Raw genomic sequence first — 15,834 nt, forward strand, 5'->3', positions numbered from 1 at the left:
ATATGCAATTGCATGAAAATCTCATAATACAATATGTTGAGTTTAATCCAAAATGGGAAAATATAGACAATAATCTTCAATATCTAACTTCAATCCTACAAGGCAACAAAGCTATAGATCTTATTATATTTCCAGAAATGTTTAATTCCGGATTTAGTATGAACACTACTAAAATAGCCGAAACAATGGAAGGAACAACTATAAATTGGATGAAAAAACTATCTCTTGAAAAGAATTCAGGAATATGTGGAAGTTTAGCTATCAATGAAAATAACAAATATTATAATCGTTTTATCTTTATTAATCAGGGAAAAATAATTGCCCAATACGATAAACACCATCTTTTTAATTATAGCGGTGAATCTATGGTTTATACTCCTGGAAATGAAAAAGTGATTTTCGAATATAAAGGTTGGAAAATTTGTCCTATGATTTGCTTTGATCTTAGATTTCCCGTTTGGAATAGAAATATGGAAGATTATGACTTAATGATTAATGTAGCCTCTTGGCCAGATACACGTCTTGATGCTTGGAAAAGCCTACTTAAAGCACGTGCCATAGAAAATATTTCATATGTATGTGGAATAAACAGGATTGGAATAGATGGAAATCATTTATATTATTCAGGACATTCTACAATTTTATCTCCTTTAGGAAAAAAAGTTAAAACAAAAAAAATTCATAAATCCTTATATCAATGCACTCTTTTTAAAACTGAAATACATAAATGGAGGAAAAAATATAAGTTTTTAGAACAAAGAGATCCATTTCAATGGATATAAATTCCATGTATTATTTTTTATATTTTTACTGCTTCAAAAATTAATGAAGGATTTACAATTTGATTTTGAGAAGCGACCAATTGCAACTCATATTCACCAAGTTTATGAGTTTCCAACATTACAGCATACACCGCTGAAGTTGTATGTTCCAATGCTTCTTTGTGAGATTTACCTAATAGTAAATTAGCCAATAATAACCCGGAAGTTAAATCGCCTACCCCAACTGGTTGACGAACTCCAAAATCTATTAAAGGACGAGAAATATGCCATATTTCAGATGTAGAAACCAAAAGCATTTCAAATTTATCTGTTCTATATCCAGCTCTGCTTAAATGTTTTATTAATACTAATTTTACTCCGTTTTCAAGCAAAATTTTGGCTGCTTTTATACATTCTTCTACAGAATTTATACTTTTACCTGTCAATATTTCTAACTCCAATAAATTAGGAGCCATAATGTCACTAACCTTAACCGCTTCGTGGGTAAAAAATTCAGAAACTCCTGGTGCTACTACACAACCTTTTTCGGGATGCCCCATAACCGGATCACAAAAGTAAATTGCTTCTGGATTTTCCGACTTTACTTTTTTTACAATTTCTAAAATAGATTTTCCTTGTTCAGGCGAACCTATATATCCATTTAAAACAGCATCGCATTTTTTTAGCTGATGTATATGATCTATACCTTTTACTATATCTGTTAAATGATTGGCAGACATTACCTCTCCTGTCCATTGTCCATATTGTGTATGATTCGAAAACTGCACAGTATTAAGCGACCATACCCCAACCCCGCAACGTTGTATTGGAAATTCTGCTGCACTATTTCCCGCATGTCCGTAAACAACATGGGATTGAATAGATAATATATTTTTCATATTATAAATAAGGTTTTTTAAATAAAGTGCTAATTTAAAAACTTTAAATATTTAATTACTTTATTTTAGTTAAACATTTTTACAATAAAAAAAATATTAAATTTTATTCTACTAATAAGAAAATATTAAGGTCGTGTTAAAAATCGTTAAAGATACAAATCGCCTTCATTTTTGGTATCACTTTTGAAAGTAAATAGAGCAGTATAATAATGAATAAAAATATTTTGTACTATGAAAAAAAATAAATTTGAACTTAAAAAAATTGCTTCTTACCTTTTAGTTGGAATTTTAAGTGCTTCTATTTCCATAGGTGTATCTTCAATGACTAAAAATACAAGTTTAGGCGATTTTGAATTATTTAAACAAAATAAAAAATCTGATGCATATTTTACATCTGCTACTAGTGCGGCTAATTTTAATCCGCCAGATTTAACTGTTGCAGCAGAAAAAACTATAAATGCAGTTGTGAGTGTAAAAAATTATTCCTCTTTCACACAACAAAGACAACAACGTCAAATGATTGATCCGTTTGATTTCTTTTTTGGAGATCCTTTCGATTCAGCTCCACAAAAACCCAGACAACAACAAGCTCCTAAAGATGTACCTAATGGAATAGGTTCCGGGGTAATTATCTCCCAAGATGGCTATATTGTTACCAATAATCATGTGATTGATGGAGCTGATAAAATTGAAATCACTTTAAACAATCAGAAAACTTACATGGCTACTTTAGTAGGTACTGATCCTAATTCTGATATTGCTTTATTAAAAATAGATGAAAAAGGGCTTCCTTTTCTTAATTTCTATAATTCTGATGATGTAAAAGTAGGAGAATGGGTATTAGCTGTTGGTAATCCTTTTGGGTTAACTTCTACAGTTACTGCCGGAATAATTTCTGCAAAAGGTCGTAGTTTAGATATATTAAAATCTAATTCCCGTTCACCTATTGAATCATTTATTCAGACAGATGCTGCCGTAAATCCAGGAAATAGTGGGGGTGCGTTAGTAAATACTAATGGTGATTTGATAGGAATTAATACAGCAATATCTTCGCATTCAGGAACCGGAACCTATGAAGGTTACAGTTTTGCAGTACCTTCCAATTTAGCCAAAAAAGTAGTAGAAGATATTAAAAAATATGGTTTAGTACAAAGAGGATATCTAGGAATCGGTGCTTTGGACATGAGTGATGATGCTGCTGTAAAACAATATAATACTCAAAACAAAACTTCTTATAAATCTCAGCAGGGAGTATTGGTTACAGAAATTCAGAATGATGGAGGTGCAAAAGATGCCGGTATGAAAAAAGGAGATATTATTACTCAGATTGATGGGGTAACTATCCGAAATTTCCCTACTCTTTCAGGTATTATAGGTGAAAAAAGACCGGGAGATGTTGTAAAAGTTATTGTTTTAAGAGATGGCACTAATAAAACATTTACTGTTAAATTAAAAGATGCTAAAGGGGGAACTTCCGTAAAAACAAAAGATGATTTGAGTGTAGCTGAAAAATTAGGAGCGAGTTTCCAAGAATTATCCGATCAACAAAAAGTAAATTACGGTTTGGAATCTGGAGTGGTTATTTCAAGTATCGATGGAAATGGAAAATTGAGGGCTGCAGGTATTAATGAAGACTATATTTTAATGGAAGTTAATGATAAGCCTGTAAACAGTGAAAAAGATATTGAAAAAATATTAAAAAATTATAAAGGAACTGTTTCTGTAAGATATGTAGATACGTATGGAAGAATATACAGAAGAGGCTTTAAATTATAAAAATACAGCTTAAAATCATATATTTAATTAGTAGTTTTTAATGCAGTTTTTATTAAAATAAAAACTGCATTTTTTATGCATTGATTTTTTAGAATTTATATAAATTTTATAAGCCTATAATTTCTACTAATTTATATAGCTTATATCAAAACTTCTAAATTGAACAAATTATATATTGTTAAATTTTTTAATGTAATTAATAATTTATAACACTATTTATATTTTTTCATTTAAATTCCACTAATGTATTATTTAAAAACGAAAAAAATTTTATATTAATGTAAAATTTTCCAAAGCTCGTCTTTCAATTCTACTAAATTTTTTCCGGTAACTGCTGATATAAATATTAACTTAAAATTTTCAGGAAAAGTTTTTATTATTTCTTCTTCTAATTCTTTATCCAATAAATCAGACTTTGAAATTGCAATTAATCGTTCCTTATCTGCCAACTCAGGATTATATTTAGCTAATTCATTTAATAATATTTGATATTCTTTATAATAATCTTCTGCATCTGCCGGAATTAAAAATAATAATATTGAATTTCGTTCAATATGTCTTAGAAATCTATACCCTAAGCCTTTACCTTCAGAAGCTCCTTCTATAATTCCAGGAATATCTGCCACTACAAAAGATTGAAAATCCCTATATTCAACAATTCCTAAATTTGGAACTAAAGTAGTAAAAGCATAATTGGCTATTTTAGGTTTTGCAGAAGTTATCGCTGATAATAATGTAGATTTTCCTGCATTAGGAAATCCTACTAATCCTACATCTGCTAATAATTTTAATTCTAAAGTAACAACAGCCTCTTCTCCTTCCAATCCAGGTTGTGCATAGCGAGGAGTTTGGTTAGTTGAAGATTTAAAATGAGAATTTCCCAAGCCTCCTTTTCCTCCTTTTAAAAGTATTATTTCCTGTTTATCTTCCGTTATTTCTCCAAGAATATTTCCCTTTTCATCTTTAGCTATTGTTCCTATAGGTACATCTAAATAAACGTCAGCCCCATTTGCACCGGTTAATTCCTGTTTACCTCCTGGTTTACCATTTTCAGCTTTTATATGTCGTAAATATTTTAGTGCCAATAAAGTCCATAATTGATTGTTTCCTCTTAATACAACGTGTCCTCCTCGTCCTCCATCTCCCCCATCGGGACCTCCTTTAGGAATATATTTAGCTCGATGTAAATGAGCTGAACCCGCACCTCCATGTCCGCTTTTACAATTAACTTTTACATAGTCTACAAAATTAGATTGCATTTCCTTTTTAGTATTAGAATTTATAAAAAAGGGATTATCATGTATATTTCATAACAACCCCTTAATTTATTATATTTTTAAATTTATTTTATTATACAATACCGGACTTTCTTTTTAATCCTTGGATTGCAAAATTTCTTCCAATTCATGAGATAAAGCCTGAGTGATTTCTTCTATATTTCCTTCTCCTTTTACTTCAACTAATTTATTTTGGTTTTTATAATATTCTGAAACTATTTCTGTTTTTTCATAATATTCTTTAATTCTATTCCTTATTATATTTTCATCTCCATCATCAGATCTTCCACTATCTATACTTCGTTTTAGTATTCTTTTTACTAATGCCTCATCTTCTACATGTAAGGCTAAAGTTTTATCTACATCTGAGTTATATAATTCTTGCAATAAATGATCTAAAGCTTCAGCCTGACTGGTTGTTCTTGGATATCCGTCTAAAATAAATCCTTTTTGATCTGAATTTCTTTGCAATTCATCTTTTAGCATTTCTGTAGTTAACTCATCAGGTACTAATTTTCCTTTTTCTATATAAGATTTTGCCTCTAATCCCAATGGAGTATTGTTTTTCATGTTATACCTGAACAAATCCCCTGTGGATATGTGCATCAAGTGAAATCTTTGTGCTAAAATTTGAGCTTGTGTTCCTTTACCGCTCCCCGGAGGGCCAAATAATACAATAATAATCATTTATTTTAGTTTTGTTCATTTATTCTTGTAATTGGTAGAGACCTTCTAAATTCCTACCTAGTCCTTCATAATCTAAACCGTATCCTACTACAAACTTACTGGGTATATTCATACCAATCAAATCAATATTTAATTCTTTCTTATATTCTTCCGGTTTAAAAAATAAAGTAGCAATTTTAATACTTTTTACTGGTTTGGTTTCCAATAATTTATATAAATATTCTAAAGTGTTTCCTGTATCTATAATATCTTCTAATATAATTACATGCCTATTAGTTATATTAATGCCAATATCTGTAACTAAATCTACTCTACCAGAACTCTTAACACCACCATGGTATGAAGATAATTGAAGAAAACCTATTTCACAATTTCCTTTATAATGTCTCAACAAATCACTAAAAAACATAATTACCCCATTAAGTACTCCAACAAAAACAGGGGTTTCTTCTTTATATTCTTCATAAAGTGTGTTACTCATTCTTTGAATCGCATGGTTTATTTCTTCAGAAGTTACAAACGGAGTAAATGTTTTATCAAGTATTTTAATTTCGTTCATATGTTATTTCTAAGGGGCAAATATAACCATATTGAATCAATTTTAAAACTGATATTTTAGGAATTAATATTATTTGTAACATTTATTTGTGATTTACATATTTTTTAGGTGGAATTATTAATACCGGAACTTTTGCCTTTTTTATTACATCTTTAGATACACTTCCTAATATAGCTTCCATAAAAACTCCTCTGCCATGAGATCCCATTATAATCAGATCTGTTTCCTTTGCTTTTGCCTCTTTTAAAATAATTTCAGACGGAGCCCCCTGTTTTACAATAATTTCAACTTCTACACCTGCCTCTTTTACTTTTTTTTCATATTTAAGTAATTCATCTGTTTCTTCTTTCATTCCTGCTTCTTCCAATTCTGGTAAGTACTGAAATCCAATATCTCCTATTACAAACCCTAAATCTAAACTTGCAACATGCAATAAATATACTTTACTATGAATTGCTTTTGCATAGTAAATAGCTTCTTCTATAATATATGCGGTAGATTCAGAAAAATCAACCGGAACAACTATTGATCTCATAGGTTTAATGAATTTTAATATATCTTGTTAAAGATAAAAAAAATTTTATTTCAATGAATAAAAAATCCTTTTAATAAAATTTGTTATTTTTGCAGCTTACATGTTTACTTAATAACAATAAAATATGCATTTATTTATTCAGATTGCTCAACTATTATTATGTCTTTCTATACTTATTGTATTTCATGAAGCCGGGCATTTTTTTGCAGCAAAATTTTTTAAAACCAAAGTTGAAAAGTTTTATTTATTTTTTGATCCTTGGTTTTCTCTTTATAAAAAGAAAATTGGTGATACCGAGTATGGTATAGGATGGCTTCCGTTGGGAGGCTATGTTAAAATTGCTGGAATGATTGATGAAAGTATGGATACTGAACAAATGAAAAAACCACCTCAACCATGGGAATTCAGGTCTAAACCTGCCTGGCAAAGACTTATTATTATGCTTGCTGGAATTATTGTTAATATCATTTTAGCTATTATTATATATGCCGGTATTTTAATGACTGTTGGTGAAAGTACTGTTGATACACAAAAATTACCCAATGGATATTCGTTTTCAGAGGTTGGTAAAAAATTGGGTTTTAAAGATGGAGATAACATATTAAAAGTTGATGGTAAAACAATATCTTCTTTTAATTATCTTCCTATATATATTTTATTTGGAGATAATGTTACAGTGCAACGTGACGGAAAGATATTGAATTTTAATCTTTTGCCGGAAGAAAAAAAACATGTACTTACTAGTGAAGGAAAAGGATTTATTTCTCCAAGAATCATTACCCGTGTAGACTCTGTATTGCCTAATAGTGCTGCTTATAAAATTCTTCAAAAAGGAGATATAATCACAGGTATAAATAATAAACCTACTCCATTTTTTGATGAATTTAAAAACGAACTTCCTAAATATAAAAAAGATACTATTACAATTAATTTGAAACGAAACAGCCAAGCTATAACTCAAAAAATTTATGTTCCTGATAGTGCTATATTAGGATTTTCTACAGATATAATAACGTCTCTTAAAAATGCGACTACCTATAAGAAATATGGATTTTTTGATGCTTTAAAAAGAGCTCCTGCCTTGTCCTGGGAAATGTTGGTTATTCAGATAAAGCAATTTAAATTAATTATTAACCCTAAGACAGAAGCTTATAAACAAGTAAGCGGTCCGTTACGATTATACCAGGCTTTTTCTCCTGAATGGGATTGGGTGAAATTCTGGAACTTTACCGCTATGTTTTCTGTTTGGCTGGCTTTTTTAAACCTTTTACCTATTCCCGGGTTAGATGGCGGACATGCTTTGTTTACGATTGTGGAAATGATAACCGGACAAAAGTTAAGTGATAAAGCTATGGAAAAAGTTCAAATGGTAGGGATCTTTATACTCCTAGCAATCATGATATTAGTCTTTGGAAATGATATTTGGAATATTATACAGAGTATGATAAATAAATAAATTTCATTAAAAATTTTGTGATATAAAAAAAATCTTATAGATTTGCACTCGCAAAATCCTCCTTAGCTCAGTTGGTTAGAGCATCTGACTGTTAATCAGAGGGTCGCTGGTTCGAGCCCAGCAGGAGGAGCAAATGACAATCAAGCACTTACATTAATGTAGGTGCTTTTTGTTTTTATATTGGTCAGGATACAGGTCAGGTTTTTAAGTAAAAAGAAGGAATATTTATTATTGGTTCTTTCTTTCTTAAATATGCAAGAATTATATTTTTAAGAGATGACATTTCATAATATATAAACAAACTATACCATGACTAATTTCTCAAAAGGATTTTAGTTTTTCTTATGTTTCCTGTAAATTTTTAAAAGGAACTTATGAGTTTTTATTCTATATATTGCCTCCATTCTTCTGGAAGAATTTCATTCTTATAATAACTGTGAGCTAAATATCGTAGAAAAGAATAACCAGCCTTATCAGTTCTATACTCATGCAAAGACTCTATTTTATCCTTTGTAGATTTTTTAAATGATTCAAAATCTTTTTCTACTTTTAAATATTTCAAACTTTTAGGTAATCTTTCTATACACTCAACATGATATTCATTATGTAAATGTTTTTCAAATAACAATTGTTCTACATCATATTCTTCAAAGCTAATTGATGCTATTTGCAGACTTAAATCATTATCAATGTATTTTAAGATTTCTTCAAACATTTCTTTTGAGTTAAATACGACCATTAACTCTAATAGGGTGGCAATTAAAATTGATGAAGAATCACAATACTCTTCTGATTTTTCATTTAACGCTATTGTTTCTATTACTGCATTTAAATTATTATATAATTCTGGAAATCTATTATGTTTTACTTTTTCAATATTAATACTATAAATAACTTTAAAAATATAAGATACTAAAAATTCAATATCTTTTTGTCTTAAATAATTTTTATCTGCGATAAATAGAAATAACTGAATGATGGGAATAGAGTTATTATCCATAATAGGTATATAGAATCCAGAATTATTTTCAATCAATTCAATTATTAAATCTTTTTGCTTATTCTTTATTTTAGAAATATGTTTTGATGGAAAATTGTAATGGGGATAATTATCTCTAAGTCTACAGAAATAAATAACATCATCAAGGTAGTCAAAACACCTAATGGGATAACCAATTTTTTCAAAAAACAAACCATTTTCTGCATATAATCCATTTTCTAACTTAGCAATTTGAAAAGTCTTTCTAAAATATAAATTAAAGATGTCATATTGAATATTTAAAAGCTTTTTGAATTCATTTAATACAGCTTTTCTTTTTTCCAGATTATTACTTAAAATCCAATGCCATGTAGATAATATTAGATGTTTTGAACATTCTTTGGCTGGTACTAAATTATCATTTTCTTTACTATAATGAAAAATTAATGATTCTAATAAACCTAATGTTGCAAATAACTTTCTAAATGCCCTGCCTTTTATTGAATTAATTTTATCAAATTGGAGTTTGACTAAATTCTTAAAATCTCTATAATCATAATCAGGAGTATCTAAAAAGGCTAAAGTCTTTTTAAATAACCTATTGCTTTCACTATCCAATAGTAGATATTCACTAAATAAAAATTGGCTGAATAAATCAGTTAAAAAGTATATATCCCATCTTTCAAATTGACCATCTTCAAATTCTCTAGTAATAAATCCTTCAAATGTTGGTCTTATGTTTGTTTTCAATACTCCATTATGTACTAATACTATTTTAATAGGGAGATTATTGAATTCAGGAATTGAGGAATCTTTAAAAGCAGTATCTTTAGCTTCAATAATTGATTCTCTTATACCATCTGGAATAGAATAGTTTTTATCTGATATATCTTTATCTGTATACCCTTTTAGTTCAAAATACCATCGGTACTTATCTCCTTTTTCATCTGTACCTATTGCCACAATATCTTTCCCATATTGACTTTGCCCTTTTGACTCCTTAGCTGTCTGTATAATTCTAAATCCCATGATAATTAATAGTAATGGGAAAAGATAATCCAACTCTGTATCTTCTTTTAAAGAGCTTAGGTATTCTCGTACAATAATATTATTACTGCTCATTAGAAATGAATTTTTTTACAATTTCAAAATCTTCATCTTTCCAATCGTTTATTATTCTTTGCCATTCTTCTATATCAAATTTATTGGGATTAATAAAGTAACTTCTTGGTAAAGCAAAACTTGTTCTAATTTCTGCTAATTTGGAAATTTCTGTTTTATTTCCAGTTTTCCACCCTCCTCCTTTGGCTAGGATGATAGTATTATTTCCTATCAAATTTAAAAATGGACTATTCATCTCTGCATTATTAATACTTTTATTCATATTCTTCCAATGGAAAAGATTATAATCATTAAAGAGTTTATTGTGTGTATAAATAGGATTTAACTCTTTAATATCATTTTTAACATTTGCATTGACTTCATAAAAATGATTCATATAAGTTTTAATCCTATTTGTTATTTCTATATGCTTAGAACTATTATTAATGAACTTTTCTAAAGTTTCTAATAAATGTCCTCCATAATTTTCAGAGCATTCTTCTAATTTAGCAATAAAAATTTCTTTTATTGTATCTGATTTAGAATCAAATAAAGGTAATAATGCTGGAACAATAAATTTAGGCTCTCTAAACTCTTGATACAAAGAAATACATAATTTATATTGGTCTATAGACTCTAATTTTAATATATTATATGAGAAAACATATCCATATCCATCTACTACCGTTTGTGATAGGTTATTAAATATATCCTTTGCTACAAATCTTATATTAGCTTTATTATTTATTAAAAGTTCTACTAATATTCTATCTAATTCTTTTTTATCAAAATATGAAAAACTTGATTCAAAATATTTTGCAACAGGAGTAAAAGGATTATTTTTGGCAAGACTTATTAAAATTTTTTTAAATGTTTCTACATCTTTAATGTACCAAAATATCTGACATATAGATTTTAAATGCTTCTCAATATTAAAATAACTTTGATTAACAATCTTAATTATCAAATTTATTCTTTCTACTTCGAATTCCTCTAACAAAACTACCTCATTAATAACGAAATACACAACTTTTTCATCTTCAACAGCCTTTGATACCCTATCAAAACATGGTGAAATATAACTTTGTTTGTTTTCAAAATCTTTAGAACTTAAAATAGAAAATAATAATTGAAGTAAAGAAAAAATTAAATCATTAAAATTTTTATATGTATCAAACAAATTTATAAATATTTTACTTTCTATTTCTGTTATATTCTTTACACAAGAAAGTCCTGTAAATATTCCTTTTTGAAATTTATTGGATTCCACAAAATCTTTTAAATGTGTTTTATAGAATGCATAACCTATTTTATCATATAATCCAGTTACTATAGAAGAAATAATATTTTCATTATGTAAAGAATTTTCTTGAAGAGCAATTTTTAATAATTCCAATCCTACAGACTCATCATCAAAGCATTTTTGTTTAATTGCAAATAAAATGTTGTTATATGAGATATTAACATCTACTTCTTTTTGATTCAATTCTAAAAGTTTTAATGAATTTGCATATAGCATATCACTTGTAATATCTAATTCCACTAACAATAAGTTATATACACTAATGAAATCATATAACTCTTTGGGTTTATCTTCTTTATTAAAAGAATTTATAAAATCATGAAAATTGGATTTATATTGGTTATTTGATTCTAATATTGTAATTTTCCATAATTCTTTTCTAAGAAGTCTAAAATTTCTAACATCAAAATCTTGCTCTATTTTATTTAGAAATTCAGAATTTAGTTTAAAATCCTCTTGAAAATCAAATGAAAATTTTTTCTTATATTTTTCAATTACCTTAATGGCAATTGCTAAAGGATTGTTTATAACATATTTTTCTCCAACTATACTTATTATTTTTTCATTAGTCAATATCTCATTTGGAGTGTAATCATTCACTGAAATAGTAATTTTTTTTGTTTCAATTAATTTATCCACAAATTCATCTATTGCAGAAGCTAAATTAGTCATAGAAGTTATTTTATCAATTAATTCTTCTATTTCAGTTTTTATCATAGGTAATAATTTAATACAAGTATTTTTATACTACATTCAAATTTAGTGAAAATGTGTTACTTTATCTTATTGAATTTTAAATAATTATTTCTGCCCTAAAATCCCCTTCACTTTCTGCACAGTTCCCAGACTCACATTGCATAACTTAGCTGTATTTCTGAGTGATTGCCCTTGTTTCAGGTATTTCACTACATTTTTGTACTTGTCCAAAACATGCTGGTCTGTTTCCTTTGACCCTTTGACTCTGCCTTTGTAAATACCCTTAGCAATAGCTATCTTAATACCCTCTCTCTGCCTCTCTAACATAGTTTGCTTCATCTCTGCTATGTTAGCCATAACACTTATAATAAGCTTAAAAGCACTGTTAGGCTTTCCATTTACTAAACTTTCTATTCCCAGATTATCTACTTTTAAAGTAATATTCTTTTCATTGAATACCTCCAGAGTAGAAAGTATATCAAAGAGGTTTCTCCCCAATCGGTCTATGCTGTGTACGCTGATATAGTTGATACTTCCAGTTTCTATATCCTGTAGTAATTCCTTTCCTTTCTCTCTTTCGATACTATAATGTTTAAGGAACTAAACAGTAATATACTATATCTTAATTTAGATAAAATAACTAAATATCAATTCTATCAACAATACGATAAAATAAAATCCTTTCATAAAATTATTTTAGATCTAAGAGGATACCCTAATAAAGGTGTACGTGAAATGCTCACCAATTTTTTTCCTAATAAATTTTTTAATGATGTGTTTTTCAAACCACTTATTAAAGAACCAGAACTTAGAGGGGCAGAATGGAAAGGAGGAAGATGGCTCTATAAATTGACCGATAGTTTGCAAGCTAAAATAATTTTATTAGTTGATGAAAGGTGTATTAGCTATGCAGAATCCGTGACATCCTATTTAAAGGAAAATAAGTTTGTTACTATTTTGGGACATTCCACAGCAGGAGCTAATGGTAACGTTAATAGAATTAAATTAGCAGATAATTTTTTTATGACCTTTACAGGAATGAAAGTAAAAAATCCTGATGGCTCTCAATTTTTCACCAAAGGAGTACAACCAGATATTTACATAGATTATACAATTGAAGGGATCAAACAAGGAAAAGACCCTTTTATTGAAAAGGCTGTTGAGGTTTTAAATAAATGAAAATCCTAACTAATTACAATTAAAATTAACATTTTTATTTAAATTAAAATAGTATAGTATTAGAGAATATGTTTTCAAAAAAAGTAGATCTCTATTATATAAAAAAAACTTTGTAGAAGAATAATCCAGAAAAATGAGTTAATAGAAAAACTCTAAAAATGTAGATATCTAGAATTTTCTCTATTCACCGCTTCCTCTAATAATTAAATTCAATAGGATCTAAATATCTTGTGAGGCATTCTCCGGTTGATGTTTTTCACCCTATTAAATGAGCTGTTTTAGATGATACTTGAATATAATTGTAATCATATTATATTCATAAACTATCTATTCTTCTTCATGATTTTCCGAATGACCTTTATCTATAACTTTAATAGTTCCCCCAATAGCACAGGGACAAATTGAGGTATCTAATAATATTTTATAGTCATTTAATTTGTCTTTTTTTGTTGTTTGTTTCCAAGAAATAGGTGTAGGCACACAGGGAAGAAATCCACCGGGTATCGGTTTTAGTTTACACAAACCAAAAGCCTTTATATTGATATTACCTTGTTTATCTTTTTCGGTAGCAATAGGTTTATTTTCAATAAAGAAAAAATTCTGGCTGGTTACTTTCAATTGAGTTAGTGCAGTTCCTTGATTGCATTGTAATTTGGCTTTTTCTGTAATTTTTTGTGGCATTTTTATAATGTATTTATTCTTCCTCTCATATAAAACGGGAAGTAAACCCATGGGTATCTTTCTTATCATTTTTGGCTATAGAAATATTATGTTTACGGGCATAGGCTTCAAATTGTTTTTGCTCAAACTCTTCCCATTCTTCTCGAGTATAATCCTTCCCTTCATAGGTTTTGTAATTTGAAGATGTTTTCTTATCTTCTTTCTTATCCAAATCGTTTTTGTATTCTTCCGGTATATATTCCCCAAAGGTATGAGTAGTTTCTTTAAGTAACTTTCCAGTTCTTCCATCCAGCTCTATTTCTTGTATTATTTGATTTCCATATTTATCAAATTCTTTAGTATCCCAACTCAAATACCAAATAGGATGGTTATTTTCATTTTCTCTCCATACCCGTGTAAAAGGATCCAATAAATTTACTTTTCGGTTTTCCAACCAAAGCTTTACTTTTTCCCAAGGAAAATCTTTATAGGGAGCATCGTAATCAGTCTGTTTAATTATATTTCCTCGTTCATCATAATCAACTACAATTCCTTTAGTAAAGGCATTACCATGAAATATTAGACCTCTTATCTTTATATTTCCGTTTAAATAATAATTACATTTTAAAATGAAAGGATTATCTTTTCTTGAAATTTCTATCCAATACTCATCTTTTACTTTTCTCACAAAATATTCTTGATTATTCTTTGTAAATAACCAACTTCCATTTTTTTGATGTTTATTAAATTCGTCTATATTAAATCTTTCCGTAATAGTATCGTTAGGTATTGGTTGTTTTGCTGTAGCTTCTAACAATCTATTCTTTCTTTCCTGGCCTTGACAAGAAAAGAGAACCCCGCTAATAGAAAAAAACACTAACAGCTTATAGATATTTTTTTTGTTTAGAATATTATTCATATATAAAATATTCTTATTCATCTAGTGAAAAACGGGAAGTAAACCCATGGGTATCTTTCTTATCATTTTTGGCTATAGAAATATTATGTTTACGGGCATAGGCTTCAAATTGTTTTTGCTCAAATGCTTCCCATTCTTCTCGGGTATAATCCTTCCCTTCATAGGTTTTGTAAACTCCAGATGTCTTTTTATCCTCTGCTCCCTCTATTTTTACTTTTCCGGTTTCTCCATCCATTACATAGTTTAACGGTATAAAAGCAGGAGGTTCTCCATATTCCGGAAAGTTTTTTGGGTCGGTATTGGGAATTCCTTTAACTATGGATATAATCCAGTATTTTTCTTTATTTTGTTCTCCAAAATATAATTCAAAAACGGCTCGTCCATCTTCATCTACCCTTCCTTTTCCGGTTTTTAGGTTAATATAGCCTTTTTCCTGTAAAAATTCCAGTACCTGTTGGGGCTTTATTTTTCCGAATTTTTTATCTTCATTTACCTCTTTGATTAAATTTCCTTTTTCATCGTAATATCGGGAAATTCCCACTTTTACATGTTCTCCTATATAGGTTTCTTTTAACTTTAAATTTCCATTGGCATAAAATTCTTTATATACAGTTAAAAAAGAAGGGGAAGGAAGCCGTTCTCTTTGAAATCCTTTTTTATCTTTAATAAATCCTATAGAAAATATCGTATTACCATTAGGTAAAGTATATTCATCAGACCCTTTATTGGTTTTTTCATATACATTAAAATCAAATTTTTCTATCATGTGAGTATTTTTTGTATTTGGTTTACTTTTTTTTATTTCCTGTCCTTGACAAGAAATAAAAATCCCGCTCATAGAAAAAAATACTAACAGCTTATAGATATTTTTTTTGTTTAGAATATTATTCATATATATAAAATAATCTTATTCATCTAGTAAAAAACGGGAAGTAAACCCATGGGTATCTTTCTTATCATTTTTGGCTATAGAAATATTATGTTTACGGGCATAGGCTTCAAATTGTTTTTGCTCAAATGCTTCCCATTCTTCTCGGGTATAATCCT

Annotated in this window: 15 protein-coding genes and 1 tRNA gene; 5 read left to right on the forward strand and 11 right to left on the reverse strand. The window is 28.4% G+C overall.

From position 1 onward, the window contains the following. Positions 1-2: 2 nt before the first annotated feature. Positions 3-782, forward strand: a complete 780-nt coding sequence (locus C4S77_RS08285) for a nitrilase-related carbon-nitrogen hydrolase (RefSeq protein WP_105247145.1) — start codon at positions 3-5, stop codon at positions 780-782. Positions 783-799: 17 nt separating this feature from the next. Here the strand turns inward: C4S77_RS08285 and pdxY are convergent, their stop codons facing one another. Beyond that, positions 800-1,660 carry a pyridoxal kinase PdxY gene (pdxY, locus tag C4S77_RS08290; protein WP_105193170.1) on the reverse strand — a complete coding sequence of 287 codons (861 nt, stop codon included), beginning with the start codon at positions 1,658-1,660 and terminating at the stop codon, positions 800-802. Positions 1,661-1,891: 231 nt separating this feature from the next. Here pdxY and C4S77_RS08295 point away from each other — a divergent pair, with 231 nt between their 5' ends. Further along, positions 1,892-3,436 carry a Do family serine endopeptidase gene (locus C4S77_RS08295; RefSeq protein WP_105247146.1) on the forward strand — a complete coding sequence of 515 codons (1,545 nt, stop codon included), beginning with the start codon at positions 1,892-1,894 and terminating at the stop codon, positions 3,434-3,436. Positions 3,437-3,711: 275 nt separating this feature from the next. On the opposite strand, the gene obgE is transcribed toward C4S77_RS08295, so the two are convergent. The 4 genes from obgE to C4S77_RS08315 all read right to left on the reverse strand — a co-directional run bounded on the left by obgE (position 3,712) and on the right by C4S77_RS08315 (position 6,494). Beyond that, complete coding sequence (gene obgE, locus C4S77_RS08300; protein WP_105247147.1) at positions 3,712-4,695, reverse strand: GTPase ObgE; 984 nt, start codon at positions 4,693-4,695, stop codon at positions 3,712-3,714. Between the two features lie 114 nt (positions 4,696-4,809). Further along, complete coding sequence (locus C4S77_RS08305) at positions 4,810-5,400, reverse strand: adenylate kinase (RefSeq protein ID WP_105193164.1); 591 nt, start codon at positions 5,398-5,400, stop codon at positions 4,810-4,812. Between the two features lie 19 nt (positions 5,401-5,419). Next, on the reverse strand, positions 5,420-5,959 hold the full coding sequence (gene hpt / locus C4S77_RS08310) for a hypoxanthine phosphoribosyltransferase (protein ID WP_105193162.1): 540 nt from the start codon (positions 5,957-5,959) through the stop codon (positions 5,420-5,422). An 82-nt stretch (positions 5,960-6,041) separates the two neighbouring features. Beyond that, positions 6,042-6,494 carry a universal stress protein gene (locus C4S77_RS08315; protein WP_105247148.1) on the reverse strand — a complete coding sequence of 151 codons (453 nt, stop codon included), beginning with the start codon at positions 6,492-6,494 and terminating at the stop codon, positions 6,042-6,044. A gap of 124 nt (positions 6,495-6,618) precedes the next feature. Here C4S77_RS08315 and rseP point away from each other — a divergent pair, with 124 nt between their 5' ends. Further along, positions 6,619-7,950: an RIP metalloprotease RseP gene (rseP, locus tag C4S77_RS08320; protein WP_105247149.1), complete on the forward strand. Its 1,332-nt coding sequence runs from the start codon at positions 6,619-6,621 to the stop codon at positions 7,948-7,950. Positions 7,951-8,006: 56 nt separating this feature from the next. Next, positions 8,007-8,080: transfer RNA gene (locus C4S77_RS08325), tRNA-Asn, on the forward strand. Positions 8,081-8,332: 252 nt separating this feature from the next. Here C4S77_RS08325 and C4S77_RS08330 read toward each other — a convergent pair. From C4S77_RS08330 to C4S77_RS08340, 3 genes are all read right to left on the reverse strand, one after another. Further along, complete coding sequence (locus C4S77_RS08330) at positions 8,333-10,051, reverse strand: hypothetical protein (RefSeq protein ID WP_105247150.1); 1,719 nt, start codon at positions 10,049-10,051, stop codon at positions 8,333-8,335. Next, entirely contained in the window at positions 10,041-12,050 is a 2,010-nt protein-coding gene (locus C4S77_RS08335; RefSeq protein ID WP_105247151.1) for a hypothetical protein, read from the reverse strand. Before C4S77_RS08335 ends, C4S77_RS08330 begins: the two co-directional genes overlap by 11 nt. Positions 12,051-12,134: 84 nt before the next feature. Continuing rightward, complete coding sequence (locus C4S77_RS08340) at positions 12,135-12,611, reverse strand: recombinase family protein (RefSeq protein ID WP_146106072.1); 477 nt, start codon at positions 12,609-12,611, stop codon at positions 12,135-12,137. Between the two features lie 6 nt (positions 12,612-12,617). Here C4S77_RS08340 and C4S77_RS08345 point away from each other — a divergent pair, with 6 nt between their 5' ends. Further along, a complete protein-coding gene (locus C4S77_RS08345; RefSeq protein ID WP_105247152.1) occupies positions 12,618-13,208 on the forward strand; it encodes a S41 family peptidase in 591 nt (196 codons plus the stop codon). A 327-nt stretch (positions 13,209-13,535) separates the two neighbouring features. Here C4S77_RS08345 and C4S77_RS08350 read toward each other — a convergent pair whose 3' ends face one another. Genes C4S77_RS08350 through C4S77_RS08360 form a run of 3 tightly spaced genes read right to left on the reverse strand, consistent with a single transcriptional unit; the run spans position 13,536 to position 15,625 of the window. Continuing rightward, positions 13,536-13,889 (reverse strand): DUF4280 domain-containing protein, encoded by a 354-nt coding sequence (locus C4S77_RS08350; RefSeq protein WP_105247153.1) that lies wholly within the window; start codon positions 13,887-13,889, stop codon positions 13,536-13,538. Between the two features lie 25 nt (positions 13,890-13,914). Next, positions 13,915-14,787, reverse strand: a complete 873-nt coding sequence (locus C4S77_RS08355; protein WP_146106073.1) for a hypothetical protein — start codon at positions 14,785-14,787, stop codon at positions 13,915-13,917. A gap of 13 nt (positions 14,788-14,800) precedes the next feature. Next, positions 14,801-15,625 (reverse strand): hypothetical protein, encoded by an 825-nt coding sequence (locus C4S77_RS08360; protein WP_146106074.1) that lies wholly within the window; start codon positions 15,623-15,625, stop codon positions 14,801-14,803. Positions 15,626-15,834 lie beyond the last annotated feature (209 nt).

The sequence above is a fragment of the Apibacter adventoris genome, assembly GCF_002964975.1.
Taxonomy (GTDB): Bacteria; Bacteroidota; Bacteroidia; order Flavobacteriales; family Weeksellaceae; genus Apibacter; species Apibacter adventoris.

What these genes read in the sequence shown, in the direction of transcription:
- C4S77_RS08285 (WP_105247145.1), top strand. Translation starts at nt 3, where the DNA reads ATGCAATTGCATGAAAATCTCATAATACAATATGTTGAGTTTAATCCA.
- pdxY (WP_105193170.1), bottom strand. Translation starts at nt 1,660, where the DNA reads ATGAAAAATATATTATCTATTCAATCCCATGTTGTTTACGGACATGCG.
- C4S77_RS08295 (WP_105247146.1), top strand. Translation starts at nt 1,892, where the DNA reads ATGAAAAAAAATAAATTTGAACTTAAAAAAATTGCTTCTTACCTTTTA.
- obgE (WP_105247147.1), bottom strand. Translation starts at nt 4,695, where the DNA reads ATGCAATCTAATTTTGTAGACTATGTAAAAGTTAATTGTAAAAGCGGA.
- C4S77_RS08305 (WP_105193164.1), bottom strand. Translation starts at nt 5,400, where the DNA reads ATGATTATTATTGTATTATTTGGCCCTCCGGGGAGCGGTAAAGGAACA.
- hpt (WP_105193162.1), bottom strand. Translation starts at nt 5,959, where the DNA reads ATGAACGAAATTAAAATACTTGATAAAACATTTACTCCGTTTGTAACT.
- C4S77_RS08315 (WP_105247148.1), bottom strand. Translation starts at nt 6,494, where the DNA reads ATGAGATCAATAGTTGTTCCGGTTGATTTTTCTGAATCTACCGCATAT.
- rseP (WP_105247149.1), top strand. Translation starts at nt 6,619, where the DNA reads ATGCATTTATTTATTCAGATTGCTCAACTATTATTATGTCTTTCTATA.
- C4S77_RS08330 (WP_105247150.1), bottom strand. Translation starts at nt 10,051, where the DNA reads ATGAGCAGTAATAATATTATTGTACGAGAATACCTAAGCTCTTTAAAA.
- C4S77_RS08335 (WP_105247151.1), bottom strand. Translation starts at nt 12,050, where the DNA reads ATGATAAAAACTGAAATAGAAGAATTAATTGATAAAATAACTTCTATG.
- C4S77_RS08345 (WP_105247152.1), top strand. Translation starts at nt 12,618, where the DNA reads ATGTTTAAGGAACTAAACAGTAATATACTATATCTTAATTTAGATAAA.
- C4S77_RS08350 (WP_105247153.1), bottom strand. Translation starts at nt 13,889, where the DNA reads ATGCCACAAAAAATTACAGAAAAAGCCAAATTACAATGCAATCAAGGA.
- C4S77_RS08355 (WP_146106073.1), bottom strand. Translation starts at nt 14,787, where the DNA reads ATGAATAATATTCTAAACAAAAAAAATATCTATAAGCTGTTAGTGTTT.
- C4S77_RS08360 (WP_146106074.1), bottom strand. Translation starts at nt 15,625, where the DNA reads ATGAGCGGGATTTTTATTTCTTGTCAAGGACAGGAAATAAAAAAAAGT.